9 protein-coding genes are annotated in these 11,001 nt (G+C 42.8%); 3 read left to right on the top strand and 6 right to left on the bottom strand.

Features of this window, described 5'->3' with window-relative positions:
* The 3 genes from WBM98_RS05635 to WBM98_RS05625 form a co-directional block, all read left to right on the top strand.
* The coding region (locus WBM98_RS05635) for an alpha-isopropylmalate synthase regulatory domain-containing protein (protein WP_424365050.1) at positions 1–487 on the top strand (487 nt) is incomplete at its 5' end.
* 108 nt (positions 488–595) lie between these two features.
* Complete coding sequence (leuB, locus tag WBM98_RS05630; protein WP_424365049.1) at positions 596–1,651, top strand: 3-isopropylmalate dehydrogenase; 1,056 nt, start codon at positions 596–598, stop codon at positions 1,649–1,651.
* Between the two features lie 408 nt (positions 1,652–2,059).
* The gene (locus tag WBM98_RS05625; protein ID WP_424365048.1) at positions 2,060–3,169 is read left to right on the top strand and encodes a hypothetical protein; all 1,110 of its coding nucleotides are present in this window, start codon (positions 2,060–2,062) and stop codon (positions 3,167–3,169) included.
* Between the two features lie 56 nt (positions 3,170–3,225).
* Here the strand turns inward: WBM98_RS05625 and WBM98_RS05620 are convergent, their stop codons facing one another.
* From WBM98_RS05620 to WBM98_RS05595, 6 genes are all read right to left on the bottom strand, one after another.
* Positions 3,226–4,458 (bottom strand): serine hydrolase domain-containing protein, encoded by a 1,233-nt coding sequence (locus tag WBM98_RS05620; protein WP_424365047.1) that lies wholly within the window; start codon positions 4,456–4,458, stop codon positions 3,226–3,228.
* Positions 4,459–4,633: 175 nt separating this feature from the next.
* Positions 4,634–6,211 (bottom strand): NADP-dependent glyceraldehyde-3-phosphate dehydrogenase, encoded by a 1,578-nt coding sequence (locus WBM98_RS05615; protein ID WP_424365046.1) that lies wholly within the window; start codon positions 6,209–6,211, stop codon positions 4,634–4,636.
* Between the two features lie 131 nt (positions 6,212–6,342).
* On the bottom strand, positions 6,343–7,593 hold the full coding sequence (gene ilvA / locus WBM98_RS05610; protein WP_424365045.1) for a threonine ammonia-lyase IlvA: 1,251 nt from the start codon (positions 7,591–7,593) through the stop codon (positions 6,343–6,345).
* Between the two features lie 75 nt (positions 7,594–7,668).
* Positions 7,669–9,144 carry a ketol-acid reductoisomerase gene (ilvC, locus tag WBM98_RS05605; protein ID WP_424365044.1) on the bottom strand — a complete coding sequence of 492 codons (1,476 nt, stop codon included), beginning with the start codon at positions 9,142–9,144 and terminating at the stop codon, positions 7,669–7,671.
* Positions 9,145–9,184: 40 nt separating this feature from the next.
* Positions 9,185–9,715: an acetolactate synthase small subunit gene (ilvN, locus tag WBM98_RS05600; RefSeq protein WP_424365051.1), complete on the bottom strand. Its 531-nt coding sequence runs from the start codon at positions 9,713–9,715 to the stop codon at positions 9,185–9,187.
* A 78-nt stretch (positions 9,716–9,793) separates the two neighbouring features.
* A partial coding sequence (locus WBM98_RS05595) for a thiamine pyrophosphate-binding protein (RefSeq protein ID WP_424365043.1) occupies positions 9,794–11,001 on the bottom strand: 1,208 nt, incomplete at its 5' end.

Genomic DNA, 11,001 nt, shown 5'->3' with positions numbered 1-11,001 from the left:
GGGTCTCACCCTGAATGAAGAAGAACTTAAAAAGGTGACACAACGCATTATTGAACTGGGCGACAAAAAGGAACGTGTTACCAAAGAAGATCTGCCGTATATCATTTCCGATGTATTGAACAGTGGAGGATACCAGCAAAAGGTATTTGTTAAATCTTATGTACTTACCCACGCCAAAGGATTGAAACCCTCAACGACGGTGGCTGTGGAAATCAATGGCGAACTGCATGAGGCCCATGCCCAAGGAGACGGTCAATATGATGCCTTTATGAATGCTTTACGCAAGATCTATAAATCGAAAAAACAAGAGTTCCCTAAACTTACTGATTATGCCGTACGCATTCCTCCGGGAAGTAATTCGGATGCCCTTTGTGAAACCATTATCTCTTGGGATAATCACGGAAAAGAATTCATTACCCGTGGTTTGGATTCAGATCAGACCGTATCGGCCATAAAAGCTACTGAAAAAATGTTGAATATTATCTAAAAAGTGTCAAGAACCTAGAGACTAGAACCAAGACAAATAGAATTCACCCTTTGAAGGGGGTTCAGGGGGATGTTCTCCCCAGTAAAATTGCAAAGCAAATAACATACAATGAAATTAAACATAGCCCTTTTAGCAGGAGACGGAATAGGACCTGAAGTCATCGATCAAGCCGTCAAAGTATCTAATGCCATCGCCAAAAAATTCAACCATGAAATCAACTGGAAACCCGCATTGACAGGAGCTGCGGCCATTGATGCCGTTGGGGAACCCTATCCCGATGAAACCCATGAAATCTGTGCAAATGCCGATGCGGTATTGTTCGGTGCCATTGGTCATCCACGATTCGACAACGATCCCTCGGCCAAAGTAAGACCAGAACAAGGTTTGTTGAAAATGCGACAAAAATTAGGGCTGTTCGCCAATGTACGTCCGACCTTTACCTTTCCTTCCTTAATAGACAAATCACCTTTAAAAAGGGAGCGCATCGAAGGAACCGATTTGATCATCCTTCGTGAATTGACCGGTGGGATCTATTTTGGGGAACGAGGAAGAAAAGATGGAGGTGACACGGCTTTTGATACCATGACCTACCAACGGTTCGAAATTCAACGCTTGGCCAAAAAAGGGTTTGAAATGGCCATGAAACGGTCAAAAAAATTATGTTGTGTTGACAAGGCCAATGTATTGGAATCTTCCCGATTATGGCGAGAGACCGTACAGGCGATGGAAAAGGACTATCCTGAAGTGGAGGTGTCCTATGAATTCGTAGATGCGGTCGCCATGCGATTGGTACAATGGCCCAAAGCCTATGACGTAATGATCACCGCCAACCTATTTGGGGACATCCTGACCGATGAGGCTTCTGTAATCTCTGGTTCGATGGGCTTGATGCCCTCTTCCTCTGTCGGGAGCAAGGTGTCTTTGTATGAACCCATACATGGGTCGTACCCACAAGCCGCAGGAAAAGACATCGCAAACCCATTGGCCACTGTGCTATCGGCAGCCATGCTCTTTGAGGATATGAATCTGACCGATGAGGCCGAAGCGATTCGTGATGTTGTGAACAAATCCTTGGCAGAAGGAATTGTTACCGAAGACCTCGCAGAGAATGCAAAAGCCTATAAGACCAGTGAAGTTGGGGATTGGTTGGCTGCAAATATTTAAACAGAAGACCCTGTCAGTTCGAGCCTTTCGACTGCGCTCAAGACAGGCTATGTCGAGAACTATATTAAGTATTTCCAAAAATCTAAATTAGAAAAAGCCCTGACCATATCGTTAGGGCTTTTTCATTTGTAGTACCTTGACTCAACTTTGAATAATCCCACTCCTTCTTGAATCCAAACTGAAAATCCTCGAACTTCGATATCAAAGTTGAATGTGTTTTATCATCGGATGTTATAAATCAGATGTACTGAGCCCATCGAAGTATTCAAACGATCAATGCCTGAACGTTAGCTGCAAATGTCACGCAACAAAAACCGCAATTACACATCCAACGTCTTAACAACTTGGCTGATGCCGTCGTATTTTTTTCTTAAATAAAGTATATTTGAACTTTAAGTATTCCATATCATGAATTCAAATATTAAGTCCTGTTTTCGATACATTTTACTAGTTTCTTTATGTGCATCATTATTTTTATCATGTGGACAGAAACCTGATAAAACCATTGAAATCAGGGGTATTTATGGAAATCCCAAACCTTTTTGGGATAAAGACATCAAGCTCAATACACTTGGGATCAATGCAATTTTTGTCCATAGCGGGTCTATTACCCATGATATGGTCAATAGGGCCAGGTCTGAGGAATCAATGGTATTTGCTGAATTTGCCACCTTAAATGGTACGAATTATGTCGAAAACCACCCCGAAGCCTGGGCGATCAATGATAAAGGTGAAAAAGTGCAACCTGCAGCATGGTTTATGGGGGTTTGTCCTACTGAACCCGGTTTCCGTCAATATCGTTTTGACGAGCTGCGGGATTTATTGATGAAGTATGACCTGAATGGTATATGGATGGACTATGTACATTGGCATGCACAGTTTGAAGAACCTGAACCCATCTTGCCTGAAACATGCTTCTGCGACCATTGTCTTCATGATTTTTCAGAATATGCCAATATCGAAATTCCGGATGGAGCCACCTCAATGAAGGCACTGTGGATACTGAATAACCATGATAAATCATGGCGCGATTGGCGATGTAAGGTGATTTACGATTGGACCTATGAAATAAAAAGCATTATCAGGGAACTCAAACCAGAGGTTCTACTTGGTCTTTATCATTGTCCATGGACTGACCATGAATTCGATGGTGCAAGACGTCGCATATTGGGTCTGGACTATGATCTATTAAAAGAAACCATAGATGTTTTTTCTCCTATGGTCTATCATGAAAGAATGGGTAGAGAGCCCAATTGGGTAAAAGAGAATATACACTGGTTGAGTGATCGCCTGAATATCGAAGAAGCTACCTATCCAAAAATATGGCCTATCGTTCAAGCACATAATAGCCCAGGTATCATTTCCAGTGCCGAATTTGAAACTGTTATGAAAGGTGCCCTGGCAGGGAAATCTACCGGAGTGATGATGTTCACTACTTCTGCAGTGGCTGAAGATGAAGGTAAAATAGAAGTGATGAAAAACATGTATACCAAACCATTGGGAAAATCTGCCAAGTAGAATTTACAAGTATCATAAACACTTACTTTGCTCACTTGAATCAATAGCGAAATTCGTTATAGGTCGATATAAATCTCTTGTACAATAGCATATACATCCGGAATGACGGTTTGAGCAAGTCTGGAATTCCCATTTAACAAGATACAAAGACCGATATCGGCTTCTGGAAAGAGTGCGATCTCGTTTCTGTAATTATTGACACTTCCACCATGGTGGTACATGGTCTTCGTTTCTTTGGAACCAGCTTCATTAAATTCATGTATGCGCCATCCAAAAGCATAATACGAATGTTGATGGCCCGGCCAACGTTGGTAGTATTTGTTATTGTATCCGATTTCAATAAAAGGGTTGAAGGCTTTTTGAATGGTACCTGAAGCTAATACCTCTGGGCGGTGGCCCAATAAGAACCGCATCCACTTGGCCATATCCAAAGAACTCGCATTGATACCCCCGGCCACTACAGCATTGTAATAGTGGTCCGTTAAGGGTAGGCTTTTCCATCCATTTTTTCTTCTGGCATGGGGCATGGCCACATTTTGTGATTCTGTTAAGGCATGATGTTCCATAGAAATGGTGGACATGCCCAAAGGCTTAAAGAACCTCTCGGTCAACAAATTTTTGATGTCTTTTCCGGTCACGGATTGCATCACTTCTTGGCTGAGCGAAAACATCGCATTTTGGTAGCTATACATTGTTCCCGGTTCACTGATGGGCGTAACTTCATGAAATCGTCGTGCTATGGTGCTTATCGGTAGCCCGGCCTCTACCAAATTGGTAAAACTGTGGTACGGAGTACCCGAACTGTGCGATAAAATATGGGAGAGTTTAACGTTTTGGGTGTTTAGACTATCACCAAACTGGAACCCGGGAATGTAATCGACCACTCTATCGTTCCAATCCAATAGGCCATCAGCTTGTAAACTGGCCGATAATACGCCAGCAAATCCTTTTGAAAGGGATCCCAATCGAAATATGGTCTTTCCGTCAACTTTAGCCTTCCCATCAGTACTTCGTTTTCCAAATCCTTCAAAAATCAAAATGGAATCGCCTTGTACGATGCTTACCCCCGCCCCTACGATATCCCCCGCAGCGATGGCATTGTCGAAATACTTTTTTAAGGCAACCGTTAACTCTTTCTTGCGTAATTGATAGCGATGAACAGCTTCATAATCGACCCTGTCTATTTTCAACTCGCTAATAGCACGGGGTTCCTTTACATGAACCATATCATTTGCCCAACCCTTAATGATTAGGAATAAAAGTGTAATCACCAGGAATATAGATCCCATTAAAATCTTAAATCGTATCACAACTAGAAATAGATCGGATTTGGTTGTACCCCCTATATTGAACGAGGCTTATATTACAAACTACCAAATACCCCTGTTTATTGTGGCAAATGCCAAAAACATCCTAAGTTTTAAGCTCGGAATTTTTGGTGTCAAAAGTCAATAGCGATAGAACTTATAATATATAATCCGTACTCACGAAATTGGAAAGTTTGGCTTCCAATAATTTTTCGATAATCTCGGTATTCAGCCCATTATCCTTAAAGGCCACAAAGGTCCTGATCGAGAACGAGCGTAAGGCATCATGCACACTCAAGGTCGATTGGGCGGAATCTTTTCTTCCAGTAAACGGATACACATCAGGTCCCCGTTGGCACGAACTGTTCAAATTGACACGACATACCAAATTCACCAAAGTATCGATCAATGGGGCCACCGCATAGACATCCTTACCGAATAAACTCACTTGTTGTCCATAATTACTTTCGGCCATATCATTCAAAGGTTCCTCAATATCACTAAAAGGTACGATAGGGATCACCGGCCCGAATTGCTCTTCCTGATACACCCGCATATCTTTGGTCACCGGATATAAAACAGCGGGCCAAATATAATTATCAAAGCGTTTTCCTCCCTTTTTATTCAATATTTTGGCGCCTTTGGCCAGGGCATCATCAATCAATTCCTGAATATAATCCGACTTATCGGGCTCTGGCAATGGGGTCAGTTTAACCCCTTTTTCCCATGGATTTCCAAATTTCAAGGCATCGACACGCTCGGCAAATTGGCTATTGAAACCATCCACAATGTTTTCGTGCGCATAGATTACCTTGAGAGCCGTGCAACGCTGTCCGTTAAAGGACAAGGTACCTGCCAAACATTCCTCAACGGTCAATGCAAGATCCGCGTCGGGCAATATGATGGCTGGGTTTTTCGCTTCCAATCCCAATACAAGTCGTAGCCGGTTGCTCTTAGGGTGCTGGTTCATAAGAGCATTGGCCGATTTGCTATTTCCTATCAAAGCCAAGACATCTACTTTTCCGGTTTGCATAATGGGGGCGGCCACCGCCCTACCCCGACCAAATAGAATATTTACCACTCCTTTCGGAAAACTGCTCTTAAAAGCCTCGATAAGGGGGGTAATCAATAATACCCCATGCTTAGCCGGTTTGAAAATAGTAGTATTCCCCATAATAATGGCAGGAATCAACAAGGCAAAGGTCTCATTTAATGGGTAATTATAGGGACCTAGGCATAATACAACCCCTAACGGGCCCCTTTTGACATGGGCATATACCCCGTCATTTTTTTGAAATTTGGCCGCATCGCGATCCATTTGTTTATAATCCTCGATGGTATCATAGATATATTCCACGGTACGATCAAATTCCTTTTCTGAATCGGGCAAGGATTTGCCAATCTCCCACATCAATAATTTAACGATTTCCTCCCGCTTCGTTTTCATCTTCTCCACAAATACCTCCATACAGCCTATTCGGTCTTTTACCAACATGGTCGGCCATGCCCCTTGGCCCCTGTTATATGCCCCTGTGGCTGCATCCAAGGCTTCAAGGGCTTCCTTTTCACCCATATCAGGAATGCTTCCCAATAAGGTTGGTGCGTAGGTGTCGGTGCTCGAAATGGCAGAAAATACTTTAGAAGTGGCGCCTGTCCATTCCCTTAATTCCCCATTGACCAGATAGGTCGTTTGATTCAAGGTTTCTGAAATTTGATATGTAGCTGGTATGGCCATAATGTTTTTTTTAAATTCAATTTTTGTTCACTTACAAAATTAGATGATCTTTATAGATATACCGAGAAAGAAAAGCGAAAGAAGCCGAAGTGTGGGTTTTTATACTAAATACTCCCTGAAATGTGACATCGTTAAATCAGATATTGAAACAGATCAGGTTTGTCATTCAGGTATTCCCCATAAAAATTATTAGCCTTCATCCGCGCTATCAAAGGTTCCAGATCGGCCGGACTTTTCAACTCGATTCCAACGATGGCCGGGGCATTCTCTTTGCTCGACTTTTTCGAATATTCAAAATGCGTAATGTCATCCTCCGGTCCCAAAATATCGGCTACGAACTCTTTCAAAGCCCCAGGACGTTGAGGAAAACGAATGATAAAATAATGTTTCAGCTTACCATATAACAGCGCCCTCTCCTTTATCTCGGCGGTACGGGTAATGTCATTATTGCTTCCGCTAACGATGCAAACCACATTTTTGCCCTTTATGGTCTCGGCATAGGCATCCAAGGCCGAAATGGTCAATGCACCTGCGGGTTCGACCACAATGGCATCACGATTGTAAAGATCTAAAATCGTCTGACAGACCTTTCCTTCGGGAACGGTACATACTTCGTGTAAATATTTTTGACAAATTGCAAAAGTCAAATCGCCTACGCGCTGAACGGCGGCACCATCAATGAATTTATCAATGGACTCTAAACGGGTATTCTCCCCTCTTTCGATGGAAGATTTCATGGAGGGTGCCCCTTCGGGCTCAACCCCAATAATATTAGTAGTCGGGGATAACATATTAAAAACTGCACATAACCCTGAGGCGAGTCCACCTCCGCCAATGGCAACAAACAAATAATCTATGGGGGCATCGGTTTGCTCCAATAGTTCCAACCCAATGGTAGCCTGGCCTTCAATGACCTTTTCATCATCAAAAGCATGTACGAATGTTTTACCTTGTTCCCTACAAAATTGCAATGCGGCCTTGGATGCATCATCGTAAGTATCCCCTTCCAGCATTATAGTGACCGTATCGCCCCCGAACATTTTGGTCTGCTCTATCTTTTGTTTTGAGGTGACCGATGGCATATAAATGGTGCCCTTGATGCCCAAATGATGGCAAGCGAACGCCACCCCTTGGGCATGGTTGCCAGCACTGGCACAAACAACCCCGCGAGATCGTTCTTCCTGGGTAAGGGAACTAATCTTGTTAAAGGCCCCACGGATTTTATAGGATCGTACCCGATGTAGGTCCTCCCTTTTTAAAAGGATGTTTGCCCCATACTGTTTGGAAAGGCGAATGCTTTGATCCAACGGGGTAACGCGTGCCACCTCACGTATTGTGAGCTCAGCCGCCTTAATATCCTCTAATTTTGGAAAATAGGTCATGTTCAAAGATAAAAAGACCCACCAGGTATAGAAAACCTGGTAGGTCTAAATACGTATCAATTATTTAATATAGAATTATACAATTGGTTTCATTGCGGTCATTGACGCACGTAAACGCGCCCCCACAACCTCTACCGGATGGTCCCTTAGTGCTTTGTTAACAGTAATGAGCTTGGCATTGTCAACTCCATTATCCTTGCCTTCGCCAAAATGCTTTCCGATTACATCGGTTTCGATACCTTTCATAAAATCGGCCAATAAAGGCTTACAGGCATGATCGAACAAATAACAGCCATATTCAGCCGTGTCCGAAATTACCCGGTTCATTTCAAACAATTTTTTTCGGGCGATGGTATTGGCAATCAATGGGGTTTCATGCAAGGACTCATAATAGGCCGATTCGCCTATGATCCCCGATTCTGTCATCGATTCATAGGCCAACTCCACCCCGGCTCGGACCAAGGCTACCATTAAGACACCGTTGTCGTAAAACTCTTGTTCACTTATCTTCATAGCGCCTGCGGGCGTCTTTTCAAAAGCGGTTTCCCCGGTTTCGGCCCTCCATGTTAAAAGATTCTTATCATCATTGGCCCAATCTTCCATCATGGTCTTGGAGAAATGACCACTCATGATATCGTCCATGTGCTTATGGAATAAGGGACGCATGATATTCTTTAATTCCTCGGACAGTTCAAAGGCCTTGATCTTGGCGGGGTTCGATAAACGATCCATCATATTGGTAATTCCCCCATATTTCAATCCTTCGGTAACGGTTTCCCAACCATATTGGATCAATTTGGAGGCATAGCCCGCATCGATTCCTTTTTCTATCATCTTGTCAAAACAAAGTATGGAGCCTGTTTGTAGCAATCCACATAAAATGGTTTGTTCTCCCATTAAATCTGACTTAACTTCGGCAACAAAGGAAGATTCCAAAACACCGGCTTTGTGACCACCGGTGCCTGCTGCGTACGCTTTTGCCTGTTCCAAGCCTTTTCCTTGAGGGTCATTGTCTGGGTGCACCGCAATCAATGTAGGTACCCCAAATCCTCTTTTATACTCTTCACGTACCTCAGAACCTGGACTTTTCGGAGCTACCATGATTACAGTTAGATCCTTTCGGATCTGCATTCCTTCCTCCACGATATTGAAACCGTGGGAATAGGATAATGTTGCCCCTTTTTTCATCAAAGGCATTACGGCACTGACTACATGGGTATGTTGTTTGTCCGGGGTAAGGTTTATTACTAAATCCGCAGAAGGCACCAACTCCTCGTACCTTCCGACGGTAAAACCATTCTCAGATGCATTTATAAAGGATTGTCTCTTTTCCTTGATTGCCGCTTCACGAAGGGTATAGGAAATATCAAGACCGGAATCCCTCATATTCAATCCTTGGTTAAGGCCTTGTGCCCCACAACCGACAATTACTATTTTTTTACCTTTTAAAGCCGTTACACCATCGGAAAACTCACTGGAATCCATGAACCTACATTTTCCCAGTTGTGTCAATTGATCCCGTAATGATAGTGTATTGAAATAATTTGTCATTTTATATTCTCGTTTTTAACCCCAATTGCCTGGAGATTGATTATTTATCTTGATAAAAGTTGTTTAGTAGTGCACTGATGGGCATCTCGGACTTGGAGACAGCTATTCTTCCTGAACGTACAAATTGCATAATGCCATAAGGTTCGAATGCATCGTGCATCTCATCGATCTCGTGCCTACGTCCGGTTTTTGCCAAAACGAAAAAGTCACGGGAAACGGTCACAATCTGAGAATTGCTTTCCTTGATGATATTCTGTATTTGGCGCTCATCGAAAAGTAAGTGCGATGCGATCTTAAAAATTGCGGATTCCTGATAGATGATCTCATCATCATCATGATAGAAGGCTTTGATCACCTCAACCTGCTTTTCAATCTGTTGGACTATTTTTCGTGTCCAATCTTCAGTTGTATTGACTACTATAGTGAATTTGGAGACATTTTCAATTTCCGATTTTGATACATTCAAACTCTCTATATTGATATGTCGCTTTAAGAATATCCCTGATATCCTATTCAGCAATCCCACATTATTTTCGGCATAGACCGAAATTGTAAACCATTGTTTTTCCATAAGTCCTCCTCCCTTGTCCATTCAAAATTGAAAGAACCTTTTTTGGGCTGATTTAATTAGTAATTCTATTTTCTACCGTTATTTTAACCTTATATCGGATACAGAAGCCCCTGACGGAATCATTGGAAAAACATTATCTTCTTTTTCCACTTTCACTTCAAGGAAATAGGCGTCCTTAGAGGCAAGCATTTCAGCCACTGTGGCTTTTAAATCCTTACGTTCGGTTACCCTTTTGGCCTTGATGTCGTACCCTTCCGCTATTTTGACAAAATCAGGATTGCTCATGACCGTCGAGGCATATCTACTTTCAAAGAAAAGTTCCTGCCATTGCCGTACCATGCCTAAATGATCGTTATTCAATACCACGATTTTAACCGGGGTCTTGTTTTGGAAGATAGTTCCCAATTCCTGTATGGTCATTTGATAGCCCCCATCACCGATAATCGCAATGACTTCCCTGTCCATGGCGCCCATTTTGGCACCGATGGCGGCTGGTAGGGCAAACCCCATAGTACCCAAACCTCCTGATGTAATGCTGCTTTTGGATTGTTTGAACTTTGAGTACCTGCAGGCAATCATCTGATGTTGACCAACATCACTGACGATTACCGCTTTATGTTCGGAAACCGCATTGATCTCATTGATGACCTCCGCCATCGTAAGACCTCCTTTGGTAGGATGCAGTTCATTTTTTATTACTGCATCGAACTCAATTTCATATTTTTTCTTGAATTCATTATGCCAGGCTTCGTGCTTGTTTTCTTTGATCTTGGGCAATAGCATGCCTAATGTCTCCTTTGAATTTCCCAATACGGCAACATCAGCGGTCACATTTTTATTGACCTCTGCAGGATCAATTTCAAAATGAATGACTTTTGCCTGCTTGGCATAGGTGTCCAAACTGCCTGTTACTCGGTCATCGAATCGCATGCCTATGGCGATAAGCACATCACATTCATTAGTGAGCACATTCGGCCCATAATTACCGTGCATACCCACCATACCTACATTCAGAGGGTGGTCAGAATCCATTGCTGAAAGTCCCAGTATCGTCCAAGCAGCAGGGATTCCCGCTTTTTCGACCAATTTTTTCAACTCCTCTTCCGCATGTCCTAAAATAACACCCTGACCAAATACGATAAAAGGTTTTTTGGCCGAATTGATCAATTCAGCTGCGGCATCGATAGTAGATTGCTCAGGTGTTGGAACGGGCTTATAACTGCGTATACCCGTACAATGTTTATAGCTGAACTCCAATTCATCGAACTGGGCGTTTTTTGTAATAT

Origin of the sequence: Maribacter sp., from assembly GCF_049667165.1 — a bacterium.
Taxonomy (GTDB): Bacteria; Bacteroidota; Bacteroidia; order Flavobacteriales; family Flavobacteriaceae; genus Maribacter_A.
Note: the sequence above shows the minus strand (reverse complement) of the source record. Positions and strands in the feature narration are given on the sequence as shown.

What these genes read in the sequence shown, in the direction of transcription:
- leuB (WP_424365049.1), top strand. Translation starts at nt 596, where the DNA reads ATGAAATTAAACATAGCCCTTTTAGCAGGAGACGGAATAGGACCTGAA.
- ilvN (WP_424365051.1), bottom strand. Translation starts at nt 9,715, where the DNA reads ATGGAAAAACAATGGTTTACAATTTCGGTCTATGCCGAAAATAATGTG.
- WBM98_RS05615 (WP_424365046.1), bottom strand. Translation starts at nt 6,211, where the DNA reads ATGGCCATACCAGCTACATATCAAATTTCAGAAACCTTGAATCAAACG.
- ilvA (WP_424365045.1), bottom strand. Translation starts at nt 7,593, where the DNA reads ATGACCTATTTTCCAAAATTAGAGGATATTAAGGCGGCTGAGCTCACA.
- WBM98_RS05625 (WP_424365048.1), top strand. Translation starts at nt 2,060, where the DNA reads ATGAATTCAAATATTAAGTCCTGTTTTCGATACATTTTACTAGTTTCT.
- ilvC (WP_424365044.1), bottom strand. Translation starts at nt 9,144, where the DNA reads ATGACAAATTATTTCAATACACTATCATTACGGGATCAATTGACACAA.
- WBM98_RS05620 (WP_424365047.1), bottom strand. Translation starts at nt 4,458, where the DNA reads ATGGGATCTATATTCCTGGTGATTACACTTTTATTCCTAATCATTAAG.